Annotated in this window: 21 protein-coding genes; 12 read left to right on the forward strand and 9 right to left on the reverse strand. The window is 48.4% G+C overall.

Features of this window, described 5'->3' with window-relative positions; all coding sequences use genetic code 11:
- Positions 1 to 11 precede the first annotated feature (11 nt).
- The 3 genes from wecB to truA are packed head-to-tail and all read right to left on the reverse strand — an operon-like array spanning position 12 to position 3,604.
- Complete coding sequence (gene wecB, locus OXN82_RS05060) at positions 12 to 1,316, reverse strand: non-hydrolyzing UDP-N-acetylglucosamine 2-epimerase (RefSeq protein ID WP_321210893.1); 1,305 nt, start codon at positions 1,314 to 1,316, stop codon at positions 12 to 14.
- Between the two features lie 22 nt (positions 1,317 to 1,338).
- Positions 1,339 to 2,802 (reverse strand): DUF460 domain-containing protein, encoded by a 1,464-nt coding sequence (locus OXN82_RS05065; protein WP_321212159.1) that lies wholly within the window; start codon positions 2,800 to 2,802, stop codon positions 1,339 to 1,341.
- Positions 2,783 to 3,604, reverse strand: a complete 822-nt coding sequence (gene truA / locus OXN82_RS05070) for a tRNA pseudouridine(38-40) synthase TruA (protein WP_321210894.1) — start codon at positions 3,602 to 3,604, stop codon at positions 2,783 to 2,785. Before truA ends, OXN82_RS05065 begins: the two co-directional genes overlap by 20 nt.
- Positions 3,605 to 3,809: 205 nt before the next feature.
- Between truA and OXN82_RS05075 the strand changes: the two genes are divergently transcribed.
- Positions 3,810 to 4,154 carry a DMT family transporter gene (locus OXN82_RS05075; protein ID WP_321210895.1) on the forward strand — a complete coding sequence of 115 codons (345 nt, stop codon included), beginning with the start codon at positions 3,810 to 3,812 and terminating at the stop codon, positions 4,152 to 4,154.
- Entirely contained in the window at positions 4,132 to 4,734 is a 603-nt protein-coding gene (locus OXN82_RS05080; RefSeq protein WP_321210896.1) for a DMT family transporter, read from the forward strand. The genes OXN82_RS05075 and OXN82_RS05080 overlap by 23 nt, the downstream gene beginning before the upstream one ends.
- A 30-nt stretch (positions 4,735 to 4,764) precedes the next feature.
- Here OXN82_RS05080 and OXN82_RS05085 read toward each other — a convergent pair whose 3' ends face one another.
- Positions 4,765 to 5,355: a V4R domain-containing protein gene (locus OXN82_RS05085; protein WP_321210897.1), complete on the reverse strand. Its 591-nt coding sequence runs from the start codon at positions 5,353 to 5,355 to the stop codon at positions 4,765 to 4,767.
- Positions 5,356 to 5,496: 141 nt separating this feature from the next.
- On the opposite strand from OXN82_RS05085, the gene hisA reads away from it, so the two are divergent.
- Together hisA and OXN82_RS05095 are read left to right on the forward strand one after the other, a co-directional pair.
- A complete protein-coding gene (gene hisA / locus OXN82_RS05090) occupies positions 5,497 to 6,237 on the forward strand; it encodes a 1-(5-phosphoribosyl)-5-[(5-phosphoribosylamino)methylideneamino]imidazole-4-carboxamide isomerase (RefSeq protein WP_321212160.1) in 741 nt (246 codons plus the stop codon).
- 26 nt (positions 6,238 to 6,263) lie between these two features.
- Complete coding sequence (locus tag OXN82_RS05095; RefSeq protein WP_321212161.1) at positions 6,264 to 6,719, forward strand: adenylyltransferase/cytidyltransferase family protein; 456 nt, start codon at positions 6,264 to 6,266, stop codon at positions 6,717 to 6,719.
- 28 nt (positions 6,720 to 6,747) lie between these two features.
- On the opposite strand, the gene OXN82_RS05100 is transcribed toward OXN82_RS05095, so the two are convergent.
- Positions 6,748 to 7,635 carry a transglutaminase family protein gene (locus OXN82_RS05100; RefSeq protein ID WP_321210898.1) on the reverse strand — a complete coding sequence of 296 codons (888 nt, stop codon included), beginning with the start codon at positions 7,633 to 7,635 and terminating at the stop codon, positions 6,748 to 6,750.
- Between the two features lie 111 nt (positions 7,636 to 7,746).
- Here OXN82_RS05100 and argC point away from each other — a divergent pair, with 111 nt between their 5' ends.
- From argC to OXN82_RS05130, 6 genes are all read left to right on the forward strand, one after another.
- The gene (argC, locus tag OXN82_RS05105; protein ID WP_321210899.1) at positions 7,747 to 8,748 is read left to right on the forward strand and encodes an N-acetyl-gamma-glutamyl-phosphate reductase; all 1,002 of its coding nucleotides are present in this window, start codon (positions 7,747 to 7,749) and stop codon (positions 8,746 to 8,748) included.
- 95 nt (positions 8,749 to 8,843) lie between these two features.
- The gene (locus OXN82_RS05110; protein ID WP_321210900.1) at positions 8,844 to 9,341 is read left to right on the forward strand and encodes a flavodoxin family protein; all 498 of its coding nucleotides are present in this window, start codon (positions 8,844 to 8,846) and stop codon (positions 9,339 to 9,341) included.
- Between the two features lie 29 nt (positions 9,342 to 9,370).
- Complete coding sequence (locus tag OXN82_RS05115) at positions 9,371 to 10,207, forward strand: protein translocase subunit SecF (RefSeq protein WP_370004357.1); 837 nt, start codon at positions 9,371 to 9,373, stop codon at positions 10,205 to 10,207.
- A complete protein-coding gene (locus OXN82_RS05120; RefSeq protein ID WP_321210901.1) occupies positions 10,204 to 11,412 on the forward strand; it encodes a preprotein translocase subunit SecD in 1,209 nt (402 codons plus the stop codon). Before OXN82_RS05115 ends, OXN82_RS05120 begins: the two co-directional genes overlap by 4 nt.
- Before the next feature lie 18 nt (positions 11,413 to 11,430).
- On the forward strand, positions 11,431 to 11,895 hold the full coding sequence (gene pyrI / locus OXN82_RS05125) for an aspartate carbamoyltransferase regulatory subunit (protein ID WP_321210902.1): 465 nt from the start codon (positions 11,431 to 11,433) through the stop codon (positions 11,893 to 11,895).
- 9 nt (positions 11,896 to 11,904) lie between these two features.
- On the forward strand, positions 11,905 to 13,575 hold the full coding sequence (locus OXN82_RS05130; protein WP_321210903.1) for a pseudomurein-binding repeat-containing protein: 1,671 nt from the start codon (positions 11,905 to 11,907) through the stop codon (positions 13,573 to 13,575).
- Positions 13,576 to 13,786: 211 nt separating this feature from the next.
- Here OXN82_RS05130 and OXN82_RS05135 read toward each other — a convergent pair whose 3' ends face one another.
- From OXN82_RS05135 to OXN82_RS05150, 4 genes are all read right to left on the reverse strand, one after another.
- Positions 13,787 to 14,578, reverse strand: a complete 792-nt coding sequence (locus tag OXN82_RS05135) for a succinylglutamate desuccinylase/aspartoacylase family protein (RefSeq protein ID WP_321210904.1) — start codon at positions 14,576 to 14,578, stop codon at positions 13,787 to 13,789.
- 134 nt (positions 14,579 to 14,712) lie between these two features.
- Positions 14,713 to 15,891, reverse strand: a complete 1,179-nt coding sequence (locus tag OXN82_RS05140) for a GMC family oxidoreductase (protein ID WP_321210905.1) — start codon at positions 15,889 to 15,891, stop codon at positions 14,713 to 14,715.
- Between the two features lie 41 nt (positions 15,892 to 15,932).
- Complete coding sequence (locus tag OXN82_RS05145) at positions 15,933 to 16,319, reverse strand: 4Fe-4S binding protein (RefSeq protein WP_321210906.1); 387 nt, start codon at positions 16,317 to 16,319, stop codon at positions 15,933 to 15,935.
- The gene (locus tag OXN82_RS05150; RefSeq protein ID WP_321210907.1) at positions 16,316 to 17,863 is read right to left on the reverse strand and encodes a homocysteine biosynthesis protein; all 1,548 of its coding nucleotides are present in this window, start codon (positions 17,861 to 17,863) and stop codon (positions 16,316 to 16,318) included. Before OXN82_RS05150 ends, OXN82_RS05145 begins: the two co-directional genes overlap by 4 nt.
- 218 nt (positions 17,864 to 18,081) lie before the next feature.
- On the opposite strand from OXN82_RS05150, the gene OXN82_RS05155 reads away from it, so the two are divergent.
- The gene (locus OXN82_RS05155; protein ID WP_321210908.1) at positions 18,082 to 19,446 is read left to right on the forward strand and encodes a TldD/PmbA family protein; all 1,365 of its coding nucleotides are present in this window, start codon (positions 18,082 to 18,084) and stop codon (positions 19,444 to 19,446) included.
- A complete protein-coding gene (locus OXN82_RS05160; protein WP_321210909.1) occupies positions 19,443 to 20,021 on the forward strand; it encodes a TIGR00296 family protein in 579 nt (192 codons plus the stop codon). The genes OXN82_RS05155 and OXN82_RS05160 overlap by 4 nt, the downstream gene beginning before the upstream one ends.
- The last annotated feature ends 32 nt before the right edge of the window (positions 20,022 to 20,053 follow it).

The following is a 20,053-nucleotide window of genomic DNA, read 5'->3' on the forward strand; positions in this document are numbered from 1 at the left end:
CAATTCCTCCATCACCTGTACTCAATCAAAACATCCTTATCCTTCAGGTTAAGTGTATGGGATGGAAAAACCGGTTCTCCTCCAGCATAAACCATCCTTATAACTGCATCATTCCTTTCAGCGAATTCAGCCACCGTGATATTTTCATCCACATGTATAAGCCTTCTTGATGGTGCTTCCATGACCTCAGCGGGTGGTTTCATTGTGAGCCTGCCCTCCATGTGTAGCCGAAGGGTCTCATCCAGTATCCTCTCTGAGGCATGGCCGTCACCGTAGGGATTATCTGCCCTCATCATCCCCTCTCTGAAATCAGGGTCCTCAAGGAGCCTCCTGGCTGTTGCGGTTATCCTGTTCTTATCAGCCCCTACAAGTATGTTACCCCCCGCCTCAACAGTTTCAGGGCGTTCAGTATTGTATCGCAGGGTCAAACAGGGCACATTGAATGTTATGGCCTCCTCCTGGAGTCCGCCGGAGTCCGTGAGTACCATGAACGAGTTTGAAAGGAGAAGAAGGAAATCAAGATAACCCATTGGCTTTTTTAATGTGACGTGCTCCGCCTCGAGCAGTCTGGTGTAGAGGCCAGATTTTTCCAGGTTCTTCCTCGTCCTTGGATGAACCGGGAAGACTATCCTGAATTCATCAAGCTCAAGTATGGCCTCCACTATTGATCTGAGCCTTTCAGGGTTATCCACATTTTCTGCGCGGTGAAGGGTCAGCGCAACAAGTTTTTCGTCCCCCTGAAACTCTGAGAGGATATCTGATTTCTTTGATGCTATCTCAATATTCCTGAGGCAGGCGTCAACAACCGTGTTTCCGGTTACAAATACTGTCTCTGGATCGGCACCCTCCATGAGGAGGTTAATGGCAGATTCCTCGGTGGGTACATAGTAGAGTTTTGAGCAGACATCTGCCACCATCCGGTTTATTTCCTCGGGCATGGTCCTGTCAAATGATCGGAGGCCCGCCTCCACGTGTCCAACGGGTATGTGGAGCTTCACTGCCGCAAGGGCCCCTGCAAGGACAGCGTTTGTGTCCCCCTGTACCATCACGATATTGGGTTCCTCCCTCATGAGGACATCCTCTATACCCCTTAGCATCTCTGCAGTCATGGCCCCATGGCTCCCTGAACCTGCACCTATATTGTAGTCCGGTGATGGGAGTTCCAGGTCAATGAAGAACTGGTCTGACATTTCATGGTCATAGTGCTGACCTGTGTGTATGAGTGTGAAGTCAAGGTTGCGCCTTTCTATCTCATCTATGACAGGGGCCATCTTTATTATCTCTGGCCGCGTTCCCAAAACAACTGCAATCTTCATTTTAACCACTTGAAAAGTCTCATTAATGATTTCTTCTTCTCTGAGCCCTGTATTCAGTTATTACCCTCAGAAGCTCCTCTTCTTCTCTTTTCTTTCTCTTTTCATTTAATCTGTGTTTCCATTTTTTAATTTCTCTATTTAAATCTTGAGTTTTAACTGAGCCGAAATCATCATGTATCTGAATATCAAGGGATTCCCTGGATATGACAGGCACTTCGGCCTCCTCGAAAACCTCAAGGGCCTGGTGGGACATTCTGTCCTCTGTTATAATGGCACAGGGTTTCAGGTCCCTTAATATCCTTGCAGTCTGTGAGCCCCCGCCCTCGGAACTTCTGAGTAGAAGCACGTCACCCCTCTTTATCTTCCACCGGGAACATGCGCTCCTTATACCCTCCCTTGTGAAGCTATCAATTATCTTCACAGGTGATGTGTTTTCCGATGACTCCATGTCCTTTATCTGAAGCAGTGCGTCAAGGTCCCTCTCAAGGGCTTCCCTGCGTTCCCGCTCCCTCGTGTATTTCCTCTGAAGCTTTTCAATGACCTTGAGTTTATGTGATAACTCCCGGTTAAGTAGAAGGTCCCTTGAATATTCATACTGTAACCTTTCAAGCTTTGACTTCAGCTTTGACTTCTCCTTCTCGAGTTTGCTTATCCTTTCCTTAAGGGACCTCCCCTCCCTTTTGAGTTTTTCAATTGTCAGCCTCTGGTGCCTTATAGTTGAACGCTGAGTCCTTATGGTCCTCCTGAGTTTTTCAACGTCTCCGTGGGATTTTTCATCCTCAGCTGAAAATTCGGAGGTTTCTGTCTCAGAAAACTCACCCATAACCCCAGAAGAGATTTTATTTGGCTCTCCAATTTCTTTAAGTGATCTTATTGCTTCTGCAACTGGTTTTCCCATTATAACCAGGCCCTTGACCTCAAGGGTTTCCCCTGCTGTGAGGCCAGCCCCCTCGACCTTCCTATCGATCTGTCTCAGTTTCTTTTCATAATGCCTGTAGGCCCTCAAAGCCGCTGCAAGGGCGTCCCTTTCATGGGAGTTTTCCGGTGCATTCTCAGATTCCCTTAGAAATTCTGATACCAGTTCATTCTTGAATGATACCGTTAAAACCTTCTCCGGAGTATATAATTTAGCGTTGAGCATTGAAGCGATCCTTTTAACCGCTCCGGGAGGGGGATATACGTCCGATGCGACAACTATGGGTTTTCCATATTCTATTATCTCCTCTATTATGCTGGACCTTGAGGCCTCCTTCATGCTTCCAAGGTAGAGAAGTCTCCCCTCCAGGTCTAGGACTGCCAGGCCAACCGTGAGGCCAGGATCAACACCAACTATCGTTAGGGGTTTCGCAGCACCCCTATCAGAATTTCCATTCTGCTGCAGATTATGATCCTCCAGAATTATCGCTTCCCTGGTTACTATATTTATTAATAAATTATTTAGAGTTTTGGATAAACCAGAGGGGAACTCAGTCAGAGTCGCGTATATGTTTCAGGGAATCTCCCATAACCCTCCTGACCATTGACATGTCACGGTACCTCCGGAATTCCTCTTCAAGAAGGGATCTGAAACGTTCAATGGCATATTCATCATGCCTGAGTTTTATCTTAACCCCATATTTGAGGTCCATGAGGATGAGGTTCTCAGGGGGCGCCGGGTCTATGAAAACCCTTTCTTCTGTATCCAGAAGTTTTGCAACATCCTCTGGAGATAGTTCCCCCTCTGAAACCAGTAGGAGGACTCTCACCATTTTGCGTACCATCTGCCAGAGGAAGCTTTCACCGTAGACGTCCACCAGGATGGAGTTCTCATCTTCTGATACTCTGACATCATTTATTTTTCTTATGGGATTCCTGTCCCTCCTCCTCGAGAAGTTGCTGAAGTCGTGGGTGCCTCTGAAGTGTTCAGCTGCCTCGTTCATTGCATCAATATCCATGGACTCCCCCCTGTGTAGAATGTAGCGGTAGTGTCTCTCAAGGGGGTAGCGCACCTTGAACGGGTACATTACAGATGCCCAGGCAAGGACCTTTATGTCAGGGGGGAGGAGGTCGTTTATCTGGTTCACATGGATCTCCTCTTCTGTAAAGAAGCTCACGAAATTCCCCAGTGCATGGACACCCCTGTCAGTCCTGCCTGCTATCTGGAAGCGGGACTCTCCAGGACTTCTGATTACACCGGCCTCTTTCAGGGCATCAAGGAGTTTTCCCTCCACAGTGGGGACATCAGGCTGTCTCTGAAACCCGTGATAGTTGGTACCGATATATGCAACCTTAAGTGCTATCTTCTTCATATTAGATCCCCCTGAACAATGTTACAGAGCAATGGATGCTTTAATTCGTTATTGATGAACATCTGACTATGAAGCATGACTCCTGAAATAACATACACTCCTTTTATAGGCTGCGTCAGCGATATCTGAACCATGATATCATGCCATGTTTTATATGTGATCCACAAGTTATATTTTGATGATTCACTCACTCCGGGGTGGAGGTATGCGACGGCTATGGGGTTATCTAAGTATCATAACTGCAACGGTCTTCTTTGGTATGTCAGCAACCCTTGACAAGATAATGTTATCTGAGATGCACCCCATAACCATCGGGGCCTACACATACCTCATTGCGGGCATTTTTCTTTTCATGGTGAGGCAGTCACCCCTAAAAGAGAATATACTTGACGTGTTAAACAGAACAGGTGGGATAGAGAGCAGAATAACCGGAAGGGATTACCTTTTACTCCTCCTCACAGCACTCCTCAGTACGGTTATTGCACCTGTGCTTTTCCTTACAGGTCTTGGTGAGACAACAGCCGTTAATGCATCCCTCCTTAAACATTGAGGTCCTCTTCATTATTATCTTAGGTTACCTGATTTTCAGGGAGACGCTTAAATTTAAGGACCTCCTTGGAATAATGCTTCTCATAGGTGGCGCCGCCTACCTCGTCAGTGAGGGTGAGTTTCAGAGCCTCTTCAACAATGTGGCGCTGAGCGGCAACCTCCTTGTTATCTCGGCGGCCTTCTTCTGGAGCCTTGACACAGTCCTCAGTAAATTTTTAAGCAAAAAAAGAGACCTCATCCTTCTTTCAGGTATCAAAAGTTCGGTGGGGGGCTTTCTGCTCCTGATTATCATGCTGATTCTCGGTTTGAGCACAGCTCTTCCAACTGAAATGCTCCCCTATGCACTCATGGTTTCGATTTTCAGTATAGGCTGCTCATTCATCCTTATCTACATTGCAGTAAGGGAGATAGGCGCGGCGATGGTGGGGTCCCTGTTCCCCCTATCGTCACTCTTTGGGGCCATATTTGCGTTTTTAATCCTGAATGAACCCTTTTCAGCCATGCAGGTGGTTTCTGGAATTGTGATGCTCACCGGGGTTATAATTCTCTACTGGAACGGCATGAAAAATAGTTCAAGTTGATTTATAATTCTCTACTGAAACAGCACTTGATCAGATTCTGGCCCTCACATCAAACTGGCAGAACGAGTAGCCATTGGTCCAGCAGCGCCTCTCATATGCATCAACCCTTCCCCCAAGTATCTCAGAGAGGGCCCCTGCTATTATGCCTGCCTCAAAGAAGCAGATGGGACGTCCGATGTTTGGAAGGCCCGAACACTCGATGCACTCATAGACCCTTATATCCATCGTGAGGTGCCTTCCGTCCCCCTCTTCAGATATCACGTCAAGTATCCCGAGTTTATGCTCCAGCATTAACTCCCCCAGTGATCTCGTGTCATCTGCAAGGCCCTCCTTTATGAGCGCCCTTCCAAGGTTCATGCCCCCAATGTATGAGACACCTGCAGCTGACCCCGCGATTATATCAGGGATATTGAAGTGGCCTAGGCGGAAGCTGGATACATACTTATCATCCTCTTTGAAAGCTGAAAAATACCTTCTACTTGGATTCAGGAGGTCTCTGAACTCTATACTCTCCTTCAAGGGGCCCCTTGGACCCATAAGAGTTCCATTTCCTGTTTCAGATTTGATTTCATTGTCTGTGATCTTCCTGTATTCCCTGATGAGGGCCCTTAAACCGCTCATTGCAAACACCTATCTATGTCCTAATATATGTTGGTGAAATTCTTAAATATTTTCAGTGAAAACTGGGTATTAGAACAAGAGGATAATATTTCAATGGATTTTCTAATACCCCTCTTACATTACATTGCATCCGTGATTAATATGACCTTCAGAAAGGATAGAATGCTCATAATTCCAGCTGTTGATATAAGAAACGGTAAATGCGTCCAGCTTGTGCAGGGAAAGCCAGGTACCGAGCAGGTTGTGATTGATGACCCTGCTGGTGTGGCAGAGAGATGGGAATCCCTGGGTGCTGAGACCATCCATGTGGTTGACCTTGACGGTGCCCTGGGTTCAGAGAGGAATACCGATATCCTTAAAGAAATCACAGAAAGGGTCTCTGTACCACTCCAGATAGGTGGGGGAATAAGAAGTAAGGTATATGCCTCTGAACTCCTGGATATGGGCTTTGAGAGGATAATACTCGGCACCATGGCCATCGAAAACCCTGAGGTTATAGGGGATCTCTCAGGGGAATACGGTTCAGACCGTATAATGGTCTCACTCGATAGCAGAAACTCAAAGGTTGTTATAAGGGGATGGACAGAGAATATAGAACATACAGCAGTGGAAATGGGCAGAAAACTCCAGGAGAAAGGGGCTGGAAGTATACTCTTTACAAATGTGGACTTTGAGGGTCTTCTCTCTGGATTTGATCCAGAACCTGTGATTGAGCTTGTGAATGCCGTTGATGTACCCGTTGTTTACTCAGGAGGTGTTAGCAGCATTCAGGACATTGATAAGCTCCAGAAAACAGGTGCAGCGGGTGTTGTTATTGGTTCAGCGATTTATAAGGGCAAGATAGACTTCAGGGAGGCCTTAAAATATCAGGAACTGAAATGAACGGATCCATTGATAAGCGAACTGAAATTAAAACCGTCATGGCAACAGGCACATTTGACATAATCCACCCTGGCCACGGGTTTTTCCTTGAGGAGGCAAAGAAACTTGGGGGAGAAAACGCCAGACTGGTGGTTGTACTTGCAAGGGACTCCACAGTAAGGGCGCGCAAGAGGACGCCCATCATAGGTGAAAGGCAGAGACTTGAAGTTGTAAGGATGCTCAAACCCGTTGACGATGCCTACCTTGGAAGTGAAACCGATATGTTTGAGATAGTCCACAGGCTAAAGCCTGATATAATTGCCATAGGCCCCGATCAGAAGTTCGATATCGATGAACTGAGGGATGAACTCAGGAGAAGGGGCCTTAAGTGTGAGGTTAAAAGGGTGGGCAAATACAGAAGATCAGAACTTGACAGTACTTGTAAGATAATAAAAAGGATACGGAATATGGAATTTAATGAGGACGCCCTGAAAAACTGCTAAAAAAATAAAAAATTGGATATTTGAGATTCTAGAATGGTAATTCTGCGTAAACACCCTTTATGAATGCGCTGGAAGTGTCCCAGTTTTTTATTGTGCCGAGCGTGTTTGAGAAGCTTGTTGCGTCTGCGTCATACCATTTTCCGTTGATATATAACTGTCCCCAGACGTGTCCATAGGTGTTTCCGCTTCTAAATACGCATTTGCCATGCATGTACCTTGCGGGTATGTTTGCAGCCCTTGAAAGAGCAACCAGAAGATGTGTGTGGTCACAGCAGTTGGCTGACCGCTTGTGGAGTGTCTCAACCGCACCGTTTTTTGTGTTGTAGTAGAAGCTGTAGTCTATATTATCCCTGACCCAGTTGAATATGCGGACAGCTTTCTCATAGGTTGAAGTGCATCCTGAAGTCAGGTTAGAACTTAGAGAAGAAATTTCAGGATCCGAAACCTGGCAGTTTTCTGTTTCCCTGAGGTAATCACCCATCTCAGCATACCCGATCCGAGTAACCTTTCTGTAGCGTGTCTCTGTAACCCATCTGTAGGTTTTACGGTACTTGGTCACATAGGTGTAGCTGTAGACGTACCTCACCCTGTACTTTCCCTTCCTGTAGTAGTACCTCTTTATGGGTGTCTTAACCTTCACTGTGTAGGGTTTCATGTAGGAAACCTTCACCCTCACAGTATACGGGACATAGTCGTGGTAGGTGTAGCTCACTGTTGTTGATGGAGATACCTTTGTGTACGCAGATGTGCTGGCTGCTGTGCTGTTAACCGTTGCATTGGATGTTACATTTGAATCAGCTGCACTCACATACCCTGCAGGCAACACTGCCACTCCAAGAAGTAGCAGCACTGCAAATATCGAGTGACGCTTAATTTTACCGCCTCCATTGTGGGGGTAACTCTCCCCCGTGGACATTCAAGAATTCTATGCCACTCCATTTATAAGTTTTTGGTCCATTTAAGCAGAATACAACCTTATTTAAATGCATTCCACCAAATTACTAATAAATTAGCAAAGGTGATTGACGTGATCAGTGCGGGTATTATTGGAGCCAGCGGATATACAGGTGGTGAACTCCTCAGATTACTTTATAACCACAGTAAGGTGGAGGTGGTGGCTGCAACCTCAAGGCAGTACAGGGGTCTTCCTGTATCGCGGGTACATCCCCACCTCCAGGACACTGACCTGAAATTCGAGGAGTCCATGGAAAAAATGGACGCGGATATCGTTTTCACGGCCACCCCACATGGAGCCTCCATGAAGATCGTTCCTGATCTGCTAGAGAGGGGTATGCGGGTTGTGGATCTCAGCGGGGACTACAGGTTCCAGGACACAAGTACCTATGAGGAGTGGTATGGGATCAAACATGAAAAACCCCTTGAAGCTGTCTATGGTCTTCCCGAGATTCACCGGGAGGAGATAGAATCTGCAGATCTTGTGGCGAATCCCGGATGTTTTCCCACAGGTGCAATACTTGCATGTCTCCCCCTGGTTTATGAGAAGCTTGCTGACACATTCATAATTGATTCAAAGACAGGTGTGAGTGGTGCCGGTGTGAAGCCAACCCCCCTCACTCACTACCCTGAATGCAGTGACAATGTTACCGCCTACAACGTGACAAGACACAGGCACACACCTGAAATAAGGCAGGAACTTTCAAGGTTCAACCCTGTGAGGCTCAGCTTCACCCCACACCTTGTCCCGGTAACCAGGGGCATCCTCACAACCGCACACGCCTTCCTCAGTGAGGACCTCAGTCAGGATGAACTCAGGGAGATATTCCAGGGCTTCTACGATGGAGAACCCTTTGTCAGGGTTGTCGATGGGATGCCTGTGCTCAGTGCCGTGAGGGGTTCAAACTTCTGCCACATAGGATGCTTTGAGGTGGATGATAACCAGAGGGCCGTTATAGTCTCTGCCATAGACAACCTTGTGAAGGGTGCCTCAGGTCAGGCCATACAGAACATGAACATAATGTGTGGATTCAGTGAGGTGGAGGGCCTTGACTTCCCTGGAATGCATCCATGAGATTCTGGATTCAAGGGAAATATTAAGTGAACAGAAAATTATATTATAAATAAATGGATCAGATTATCTGTTAGGTGATGAAGCTGAGTGATACGATGAAGACATGTGTGATCTACTATTCACGCACAGGAAACACTGCAATGGTGGCAAAGACACTTGCAGAGGAATTGAATGCTGATCTAATTGAAATCAAGGATCTTAAGGATAGAAAAGGATTTTTAAGTAGTTTTAAGTCCTCAATAGATGCGCTTAGGGAATCAAAAACCCCGATCAGTCCAGAAAGGGTTGAACTCTCAGAATATGACCTCATATACATTGGCACCCCAACCTGGGCCGGAAAGCCCTCACCTGCAGTGATAACATTCATTGACAGGGCAGATTTCATGGGAAAGGACGTGATACCCTTTACAACCATGAGCAGACAGGGTGGTGAGGGGGTAATCGAACGCATGTCTGAAAAGATAAGGGCCCGTGGAGGCCGTATAGTGAACTTCTTCATGCAGAAAACCGGCGGAAAGGAACTTATCCAGGTAAGGGAGGATACACTCAAGATTATGGCAGAAAAGGACCTGAAGATATACAGCTCCAGGTGATGAACTGCCAGAGAGATCAGGTGATAACATTGTTTGATAGGATATTCAGATCATACAAGCCGCTCATAGCAATACCTGCAGCAATAACACTGCTGGCCCTTCTCCTTGTGGTTTTCCATGGTCTCAATGAAAGCGTGGACCTCAGGGGCGGGGCGCTCGCAGACCTCACCCTTGAGAAGAGCATCAGTGGTCCGGAACTGGAATCACTCCTCAAGGGTGAACTGGGCCTGGATGATGTGAAGGTGCTCTCTGTGACAGGTAAAAGGGCGACGGTACAGTTCGGTACCGATGTGGATGTTGTCAGGGTGAGTGATGCCCTTAAGGGAACCGCAACCATAAACAGTTACAAGTCAGTAGGCCCTGTCCTGAGCAAGCAGGCACTGAATCAGATATACTGGGCCGTTGGATTTGCATTCCTCTTCATGTCGATCACCGTCTTCATAGTATTCCGGGACCCGATACCCTCCATCGCTGTTATCCTTGCAGCAGCTTCCGACATAATAATAGCGGTTGGTGGGATGTCACTCTTCGGCATACCCCTCTCCCTCGCCTCAGTGGGGGCCATACTCATGCTCATAGGTTACAGTGTGGACACGGATATTCTCCTCACAACAAGGGTCCTGAAGCAGAAAAAGGGGGACATCAACCAGAGGGCTCTCGGGGCCCTGAAGACAGGGCTCACCATGTCCATATCAGCCATAGCCTCAATGACAGCCCTGTACCTGGTCACTGTCTTCCTTATGCCAGAGGCACAGGTCCTGAGTAACATAGCCGCTGTGCTCATAATAGGGCTCCTTGCAGACATCATAACCACCTGGCTCATGAACCTTGGAATTCTGAGGTGGTACCTGGAGGTTAAAGCATGAACAGGAAGGTTTCAAAATTCCTCAAAGATTACAGGGTTATACTTCTCCTTGTCCTTGTTGCAGGCAGTATAGCTGCGGTGTCAACCCTGGGGATCCAGCAGGGTCTTGACCTCAAGGGGGGTTCGCTCATACAGATACAGCTTGAAAAGCCAGTGGATGCTGCCACAATGAATACAGTGACAAGCGTGCTGGACAAGAGGCTCAACATATTCGGTGTCAAGGACGTGAAGGTGCGTGCCAGTGGCGATCAGAACGTCATAGTTGAAATTGCAGGTGTCCAGCCTGATCAGGTTGCAGACATAGTTGGGAAACCCGGTAAATTTGAGGCCAGGATAGGAAACGAGACCGTCCTTACAGGGGCGGATATTGTGAGTGTCCAGGCACCCATAATCACAGCCAATGAATGGGAGGTGCCCTTCAAGCTTTCAACTGCAGGGGCTCAGAGGTTCGCTGAGGCAGCCAGGGGCAAAGCAGGGCAACCAGTCAACATGTACCTGGATGACCGTCTGATCACCTCCCCTGAGATTTCACCGGAGGTTGCAACAGGAAAACCAACCACAGATGTCCGGATAACAGGGGCTGAGAACAGCAAGGAAGAGGCTGAAGCCCAGGCCAAGGAGATAGAGACCCTCCTGAAATCAGGGTCTCTTCCTGTGAAGGTTAAAATTGTTGGTGTGAGCAGTGTATCTGCGGAACTTGGAAAACAGTTTGCAGAGGGTGCACTCATCGCAGGACTCCTCGCTGTCCTTGCAATTGCCGTCATACTCATAATACGCTACAGGACCCCCCTCCTGGTTGTGCCCATCTTCATGACGACCCTTGCGGAACTCATAATCATACTGGGCGCGGCTGCTGTTATAAGGTGGAACATTGACCTTGCTGCAATAGCAGGTATACTGGCAGCCATAGGTACCGGGGTGGATGACCAGATCATCATAACAGACGAGGTGCTGGCAGGTGAGGGCAGGAGAACCAGACGTAAGTTCAGGATAAAGGACGCCTTCTTCATAATATTCGCATCTGCAGGTACCCTGATAGCCGCAATGCTTCCGCTGGCCTACGTGGGCTTTTCAAGGGGTGCCACCGGTATAGGTCTCCTTTCAGGTTTCGCATTCACCACCGTCCTTGGGGTGCTTATAGGTGTGTTCATAACAAGGCCGGTGTATGCAAAGTTCATTGAAACCTTCAATCTGGGGAGAAGGTGATCTGAAGGTGGGTATAAGATGAAGAAACCCTTTGAACTGCGGGTCAAACCAATAAAGAACGGGACGGTTATAGACCATATAACCGCCAACAGGGCCCTCAATGTGCTCAATATCCTTGGATTACCCGATGGAAGGAGCAAGGTGACGGTTGCCATGAACATGGATTCATCCCAGCTTGGCTCCAAGGATATTGTTAAGATAGAGAACAGGGAACTTGAGTCATCCGAGGTGGATCAGATAGCCCTGATAGCCCCGCGGGCCACCATAAACATCATAAGGGATTACAAGATTGTTGAAAAGGCCAAGGTGAGGCTTCTGGATGAGGTTAGGGGCATTCTGAGGTGCCCCAACCCCAACTGTATCACAAACAGCGATGAGGGCGTTGAGAACCGGTTCTATGTCATATCAAAGGAACCTGTGATGCTGCGATGCTATTACTGTGAGCGCCTCATTGAGAGCGAGGAGATAGAATCCCAGTTTTAGGGTGATTCCATGAGAGAGATTAAGGTATCTGCACTGGTCATCATGTTCCTGTTTCTTGTATCACCTGCAGCCGGTGCTGTTTTTGTAACCGATTCATCCCATGCCATTATAACGGCACCTGCGGCAGCCCATACAAAAAGCGGGCTTGTGGTGAGCAGTTACAGTCCAGAGAAATCCGTCCTCAAGTATGTTAAGGGGATGGACACAGTTGTTGTTGGTGACGTCAAGGTTAACGGAACCCGTATCCCTGCAAGGACATCCTCACTTGCACGTTACTGGAGCAGGAGCAACGTGGTTGTCCTTGGAACGGGGTCAGACATCTCAGCAGCCTATGCTGCAATAAAAAATGATGCCCCCCTTCTTATAAGTGGAAAGACGCTGCCATCAGCCACAAAAACAGAGATAAAGCGTTTGAAGCCCAAGAAGATAATCATATGCGCCCCAGCATCAGCCATACCCTCATCATCACTGAAGGGTCTTGGCATACCCTACCAGAGGGTGTGGTATGGCAGTGATTCAGCCACACTGAGCGCCCTCCAGCCAAAATCAGGACCCAGTGTCATGGCACCCAGGTCGCTTCTCCCCGTGGCGATGACACTCTGGAAATCAGGCGTATTCTCCACATCCGCATCAGTTAGAGTCAATGGAACGGTTCTCTGGTCATCATGCTATCCAACCACATCTGTTATAATGAACCGCTACGCTTCAGGTACGCCAGAGACCATATATATAAGCTCAGACAGGTTGAATGGTGTTAATGGAAGAACACTCATGGAATCCATAAAGGCAGAGATAGCAGGGTCAGCCAGGGTTATAATAGATGAGAGGTCACCGGCCCCCGGGGAAGCCGACCGTGCCATTAAGAATGCCCCCCCAGGCTCCCTTGCCGTTTACATAGCAGCCGCATGTCCCGGGACGATGTACAGCACCATCTCAGGGATAAAATCAGGTTACCTCAGATCATACGCCTCCAGGCTCGACGGGGTGGCCTATGTGAACTACGGTAGCCTCAATCTTGAGAAGACCAGCTACCTATCAAGGGCCTGGGATGATAACTTCTCAAACGTCTACTTTGCAGGTATCAGTAAACCCTCAGAGTACCTCAAGACTTCGGGTATCCTTCTCCTGGAACCAAAGGTTTTACCCCAGAGCCAGCAGATTCACTTCACAGCAATGAACCTCATCGACCACGCCTACTCTGCAGATGGTGAGCACCTGAGGACAGTGAATTCATCAGTGTACATCGCAAGGCATGAAATCGATCCAACCACACTCTCAGCAGATGCCCGCCGCATAGTCAGTGGTAACACGACCGAAATGGCTAGGGAGGAGTGGGTCTACCTTGCATCCCAGTACATAGCAGGGCTTCCCATCAGAAAGAACACAACTGCAATATGCGACGCCAGTTCATCAAGCAACACCTACACCGGGACACTCACAAGGGCCGAGTACCGTGACGCCGCAAGGAGGGTCTATGAATTCACAAAGACCAACAGGAGGCTTCCAGCCTATGTCTCAGTGGGTGATAAGAAGCTTGGAAGGGACGAGTACACACTGATGTTTGCACAGATAATCCAGAACCACACAGATAAGAGCAAGATGGTGTTCCCATCATCTGTTAAGGTGGGTGAGAGTCTCATTGACACTGTGGTCCAGTTCATAAAGGACCTCATAACATAGATGTGTCAAAAATCTCTTTTTTAATTTAACCTCTTCATCTCTTTAATTGATATGTTTTTTCTGCAAAAAACGAATGCAGATAATGTTCCATTAAAAAGGAAGGAATAGGTTATTCCTAGATGCCTTTGTCTAAGACTTCGGCTCTGGAAGTTCCCGATAATTACCTCTTTCAGAAGCCTTGAACACCCGATATTTTCCCTGCATGACCTCATCAGATGATGCCGTTGTACTTCAGGAAGGCTATCATCTGGGTGTAGGATTTTGTAACACTCCCCGATGCAACCGAACCATGGGGGGATCTGACCTCAGCTGTAACTGCGGGGATACCTGCAAGGTTGCAGACATCCTCAAGGGCCCCAGGATAATCCTTACCTGCCACCTGTGATGGTATGAGGGCTGATCCGCTGTAGCGGCTCATATAGGATGCCATCCTGTAGCTCTCATAAGTGGGTATCCTTGTGCAGAGAATCGATGTTTTCCCCGGCACTCCACCGGGCCTTGTTGAGTGGAAGTCCCCCACGGCACACACACCCCTTGAAGCAGCCAGCTGAACTATCCTGTTGGATGGTGTGCCCCTCACATTTGCAATGCTGTTGAGGTTCTTACCATTCCAGTACCTGGAACTTCTGGCAGTGGATGAGGGTATGAGGAACGGTACAACGTAGACCGTTCCGTTTATCCTTTTACCTGAAAGATAATTTATGAGTTTAACAGCGGCAATTGAAGCTGGAAGTTCATTTCCATGGACCCCTGCAACCACTATAACTTTCCTGCTACCATTTCCAAATGTGAACATTGGCGTGCCCTTTTTTGCGGCCTGAAAAACCTCTGATGTTACCGATGTGTGAGGGGAGTAGTGCCTGATGTAATAGTTCTTTGATACATCCCCACCGGTACCAGTATAGATGATCTCAGTTTTGAGTGCCGAAGCCACGGGCACAGATGAAAGGAAAAGTGCAAGTGTAATAAGAATCGTTAGAAATTTCAACGGTACTTTCCTCATAATCTTCACCTGCCCTACATTATATTCAGCATCCTATATTGATTTTTGGTTCCAGAAAAAGACCTTTAAAAAAATTGTGTCTCCAGTAGATCCATAGAGCAGAGAAAAAGAGGGTCGTTTAAAAAGATAAAATGTTATATATCAGATGTCAGGTGCCTTGCAAGGCGCCTTGCAAGTGCCATGAGGGTGAGGATCGGCGGAGCCCCTGGTGCCTCAGGCAGAACACTGGCATCGGCCACGAAGAGGCCCTGAATGGATGTTTGAAGGTTTGCGTCCACAACATCCCCTATGGCAGCTGTACCCCCAGGGTGGGCTCCGCGGGGGCGGGTGGATCGTAGGGTATCCGCCCTTACACCTGCCTCAGATAAAATCGTCCCTGCAAGGGCAGCGCCCTCAGCGAGATACCTCACATCCCTCTGGGTGTGGTGCTTCACAACCCTATCGGCCTCCACACGGCCGCAGGCCTCATCCCTTATCTTGACCATGAGCCCCAGGACGTCACCCCTATCCCTATCAGGAAAGAGGAGGGTTGAGAAGTGGGGTGAGAGTATGAAGCCGTCCATTTCAATGAGTGCATTCATCTGGACCTCATCACAGAACCCGATCCCATCAAGTAGGCCCCCCACCGTAACGAAGGTGTCCATGAAGAACTTTCTCCCTGCATCAATACCTGCCCTCATTAGGATTCTGGGGGTCTCAACTGCCCCTGCTGCCAGGACAACGGTTTCATCATGGAAACTGCCTGCTGATGTTTCAAGACCCCTGACCCTCCCCCCTTCCAGAATCAGATCCCTTGCCTCTGTCTCCTTAACCAGCACCGCGCCGTGTTCAATGGCCTCATCCATTAATTCCCTTGCAGACCATTTGGCACTCCTGGGGCAGCCAAAGGAGCATTTACCGCATGGTCTGCATTTTTCGGGCCTTATGAACTTTGGCATCCTCCTGATTTTAAGTCCAAGGGACTCTGCCGCATCCATGATGAGTGCAGTCCCCCTCCCAATGTGTGTATCAGGGAGTTCCCGCACATCAAGTTCCCTCTCAATGGCATCGAGATCATCTGTTATATCAACACCATAATCCTTCAGCGTGTCCTCAAGGACTCTTACGGCGTTACCTGCTGCCACGAGTGTCGATCCACCCACACAGCTTGTTTTAAGGATGTCAGGGTCATCTGAACTCTCATCGTAGCACAGAAATGCATCCCCATCCTGAACGTAGGGACCCCTTTCTATTACGGTAACATCAAATCCTCTCAATGCAAGTTCCCTTGCAAGGGTTGCCCCTGAGGCCCCTGAACCGACTATGAGAACCATAATTCACCTGTTCTTCAGGATCTGAAAACCGGATCCTTGTTTCATTCAAATAGCATTATGGCCCTTGTAGGGCATGAGTTCACACAGAAGCTGCATCCTATGCACTTCTGGTCGTCAATTCTTATCTCCCAGTCATCCTCGATGCATATTGCGCTCACAGGACAGAGCGAGACGCAGGCCCCACAGTCAACGCACTTCTCCCTGTCCTTCTTCACCACCCTCATTGCAGGGTGAACCTCAATTCCAGCATCCTCTATGAACTCTATTCCCTCCTTCTCCTCCGGACCGCTTATCTCAACGAGCATCTTACCCCCGCGGGGTGTGATGTTGGCACGGAGTATGTTGAAGTCAATGTCGTACCTCTTTATTGCCTCTGAGATTATGGATTTGTTAACGATATTAGGTGAGAATTTAAGCCAGGCCTTCATATTGACTCTCCCCTATTCTCCAGTTTTCCTATCAGCCTTGAAATATCCTCTGCTGTGATTATACCCTTCACACGGTTTTCCTCATCCACTATCGGTAAACCTGATATGTTATATTTATCTATGCGTCTTGCAACAACGTCAACGGGTTCATTTTCCCGTGCTACGATTACTCTACGGGTCATTACATCCTTAAGGCTTCTTTTGCCCCTTGCGACCGCATCTGCAATGTCCCATGATGTCACAATACCCCTGAGGATGCCCTGGCTGTCAACAACAGGTATATGGTTTATGTTGTTGTCAACCATCTTCCTCGCCACCTCCCTGAGGTCGTCATCCTCATGGGTCATTATCACAGGTTTGCTCTCGAGTTCCCTCACCATGATGGAGGGCCTCCTTATTTCAAGTGGCTTTGTGGAATGGCCCCTTGATGGTAGGGGTTTTAGGGGTTCTGTGAGGAAGAAATCTCCCCTTTGAATCCATGATTTAAGTTCCTCTGCAATCTCCCTCGCCTTTTTAAGTGATGAAAGTGGGGATGTTGGGACCTCAACACCATTTATTTCAATTTTACCTGATTTGAGCTCCTTATAGTTTGTTTCCATGACAACTGGTCTTGATCTTCTTGGAACACCGTAATCTATCACCCTGCAGACTATTTCCTCATCTGATATTCCTGTTGCCGCCGCTATATCCTCATTGAGCACTGGTATGGGTATCCCCGCCCCAACATAGAGTGTGGGGCCGTACCGTGGCATGGTCGCCCCCCTCACGTATTCAGGGTCCATCTCCTTCATATCACCCCTGACCATGAGGGTCCCTGCAGCTGAAACAGGAACACCATTCTTCCTATCCACATCTGTTGAGTGCTGTGTGCCCTCCCCGATTATATAGCCCTCTGCACCGCAGAGGAATATCTTTGTGCCCACACCGATCGTCTGGAAGTATGGGTCATTGAGGAGGGGGCTCAGTTCCCCTGCACTTGAATATGTCACATTACCGTAATTTGGGAGGAGTGTTCCCATGTAGGTGTAGAGGGTCTCCTGGGTTGAATTGACGGCAACCGCATAGTTCTGGTAGCAGTTTCTGGGGTTCACCATTACCGCCTGGTTTATCGTATCAAGGCTTATGAGGGTCTCCACACTCTTCAATGGGTAGCAGTCGGTACCGTAGGCCTCTGCAACCAGTTCTATCTCCTTTCCCCTTATGAGGTCCTCTATGACATGTGAACCCCCATAGCTGAGGCCTATCTCAGGGTCCCTGTTGGGCTGTGTTGCCCCTATGTATGCGTCCACAGCTGCAAGTCCTGAATATGCCTCCACACCATTCAGGTACGTTTTCGACATCTTTATTGGTGGATCAGAGTGACCAAAGTTGAGGAAAGCGCCTGATGAACACATAGCACCAAATGTACCGGTTGTAACAACATCAACTTCCCTTGCAGCAGCTTCTGGTCCGGTTTCAGCCACAATTGCCGTCATCTCAGCTGCAGTCACGACGACAGCGTCCCCATCCCTGATCTTCTGGTTTATTTCCTCAATTGTTTTCAATATACCACATCCGGTGCTATCTGTAAAATGAACTGATTAGTTGGTATATGGGTGTTCATTTAAATAATTTATCTAATCCACTGAACCTCCCAATCAAGATCTGCCTACTTGCAATGGCATTCTAAACCTTAATGATACCATTCAACTAAACAGGCAAAAGAATCATAAGGCTCCACTTACAGATAAACCTAGAGAAACTTCTTGAAGGCTGATGGGAAATGGATATCGATATGGATCATCTGGAGAGGGTAATCAGCGGTATAGCTGAAAAGGTAGAATACGCAGATTTAAGGGCAGGGACCTCATCTTCAGGTTCAATTATACTCAAGGACGGCAACGTACAGGAGGTCAAGTCAGGAGAGGCTGCCGGGTTCAGAATAAGGGTGCTTAAGAATGGTTCATGGGGATTCGCCTTCACCGATGAACCAGAAGAACTGGAGGGAATGGCAATCCATGCTTTAAAGATGGCAGAATCACTGAGGGGCGATGTTGAGGTTGGTTCACTGCAGCCCAAACAAGATAAGACAACCGTTAAATCATCAAGGGTCCCCTCAGATGTTCCAGCAGATGAGAAAAGGGAGCTTGTATTTGAGGCCCACCATGCGGCATTGGTTGATGGGGTTGTGAGCACCACCGTGAGCTACGTTGATATGGAGAGTTCAACCATTTTCATCAACTCTGAGGGATCCTGCATAGAGATGAACGATTCAAAGGTTGCCCTGTTCCTCAATGCCGTTGCATCCGACGGTGCCAGCATCCAGTTTGGCCATGGTAGCTGCGGCGGCACAGGAGGATTTGAGATACTTGAAAGGGAGGACATCGAAGAATTCGGGCGCAGGACAGGTGAAAAGGCTGTGAGGCTCCTATCAGCAGATTCACCCCCATCAGGACGCTTCCAGGTAATAACAGACCCTGAACTTACAGGTGTCTTCATACATGAGGCCCTGGGGCATGCCGCAGAGGCTGACCTCATACTTCAGGGTGACTCAATCCTTGAGGGCAGGCTCGGTGAGAGGATCGCCTCAGAGTCTGTGACCATAGTTGATGATCCCACCATAGAGGGTTTTGGTAGTTACAGCTACGATGCAGAGGGTGTAGAGGCATCAAGGACCGTTCTTGTGGAGGATGGCACCCTCAGATCACTCCTGAATTCCAGGGAAACAGCCTTCAAGCTCGGGCTTGAACCATCAGGAAATGCACGTTCAGCCATAGGGGACCAGCCCATTGTCAGAATGAGCAACACATTCCTTGAACCAGGGGACCTATCATTTGATGAACTCCTTGAGGATGTGCGTGACGGAATCTACCTCAGGGGTTCAAGGGGAGGTCAGGTTGATACAGGTAAGGGAATATTCCAGTTCAATGCAGCTGAATCATTCAGGATAAGGGATGGTGAGATATGTGAACCCCTCAGGGATGTTTCACTCTCAGGAAACGTTCTTGAGACACTGATGAATGTTGATGGTGTTGGGTCAGATTTCAAACTTGGTATCGGCTTCTGCGGTAAATCCGGACAGAGCGTCCCTGTGGGTGATGGGGGGCCCCATGTGAGAATACTCAATGCAATGGTTGGTGGAACATGAAATCCATATCAAGAGAGGAGGGAAAACTGCTTATTGAAATTGCAAGGAGTGTTATTGAGGAGCACCTGTGCGGCTCCGAAACCTTCAGATTACCATCGGATCTTCCTGACAAATTCAGGGAGAAGAGGGGAGTATTCGTTACACTGGAGAAGAATGGTGAGCTCAGGGGATGCATAGGTTACCCTGAACCGGTAAGGCCCCTCATAGATGCCCTCATCGACGCCGCCATCTCCGCGGCCACACGTGACCCCCGGTTCCCTCCTGTTGAACCCGAGGAACTTGATGAGATAGAGGTTGAGGTCAGCGTACTCACACCACCCAGCCCCATCAGGGTTGAGAATCCTTCTGATTATCCCCAGAGAATAAGGGTTGGTGTTGATGGCCTCATCGTTGAGAGGGGATGGGCCAGGGGCCTTCTCCTGCCACAGGTTGCAACAGAGTGGGGATGGGATGCTGAGGAGTTCCTCTGCAACACATGTATGAAGGCTGGACTCCCACCTGACTGCTTCTATGACCCCCAGACAAGGGTTTACAGGTTTCAGGCCCAGATATTCAGTGAAAGGGATTATGAATAAAAACCCCAAATCATACCCCTGAGCTTCACCAC

This window comes from Methanothermobacter sp. DP (genome assembly GCF_026692625.1).
GTDB classification, from domain to species: domain Archaea; phylum Methanobacteriota; class Methanobacteria; order Methanobacteriales; family Methanothermobacteraceae; genus Methanothermobacter; species Methanothermobacter marburgensis.

Coding starts and splice junctions, on each gene's coding strand:
- OXN82_RS05075 (WP_321210895.1), top strand. CDS start 3,810: ATGCGACGGCTATGGGGTTATCTAAGTATCATAACTGCAACGGTCTTC.
- OXN82_RS05110 (WP_321210900.1), top strand. CDS start 8,844: ATGAAGACATGTGTGATCTACTATTCACGCACAGGAAACACTGCAATG.
- OXN82_RS05130 (WP_321210903.1), top strand. CDS start 11,905: ATGAGAGAGATTAAGGTATCTGCACTGGTCATCATGTTCCTGTTTCTT.
- truA (WP_321210894.1), bottom strand. CDS start 3,604: ATGAAGAAGATAGCACTTAAGGTTGCATATATCGGTACCAACTATCAC.
- OXN82_RS05100 (WP_321210898.1), bottom strand. CDS start 7,635: ATGTCCACGGGGGAGAGTTACCCCCACAATGGAGGCGGTAAAATTAAG.
- OXN82_RS05140 (WP_321210905.1), bottom strand. CDS start 15,891: ATGGTTCTCATAGTCGGTTCAGGGGCCTCAGGGGCAACCCTTGCAAGG.
- OXN82_RS05135 (WP_321210904.1), bottom strand. CDS start 14,578: ATGAGGAAAGTACCGTTGAAATTTCTAACGATTCTTATTACACTTGCA.
- OXN82_RS05145 (WP_321210906.1), bottom strand. CDS start 16,319: ATGAAGGCCTGGCTTAAATTCTCACCTAATATCGTTAACAAATCCATA.
- OXN82_RS05160 (WP_321210909.1), top strand. CDS start 19,443: ATGAAATCCATATCAAGAGAGGAGGGAAAACTGCTTATTGAAATTGCA.
- wecB (WP_321210893.1), bottom strand. CDS start 1,316: ATGAAGATTGCAGTTGTTTTGGGAACGCGGCCAGAGATAATAAAGATG.
- OXN82_RS05085 (WP_321210897.1), bottom strand. CDS start 5,355: ATGAGCGGTTTAAGGGCCCTCATCAGGGAATACAGGAAGATCACAGAC.
- OXN82_RS05155 (WP_321210908.1), top strand. CDS start 18,082: ATGGATATCGATATGGATCATCTGGAGAGGGTAATCAGCGGTATAGCT.
- OXN82_RS05080 (WP_321210896.1), top strand. CDS start 4,132: ATGCATCCCTCCTTAAACATTGAGGTCCTCTTCATTATTATCTTAGGT.
- OXN82_RS05120 (WP_321210901.1), top strand. CDS start 10,204: ATGAACAGGAAGGTTTCAAAATTCCTCAAAGATTACAGGGTTATACTT.
- pyrI (WP_321210902.1), top strand. CDS start 11,431: ATGAAGAAACCCTTTGAACTGCGGGTCAAACCAATAAAGAACGGGACG.
- hisA (WP_321212160.1), top strand. CDS start 5,497: ATGACCTTCAGAAAGGATAGAATGCTCATAATTCCAGCTGTTGATATA.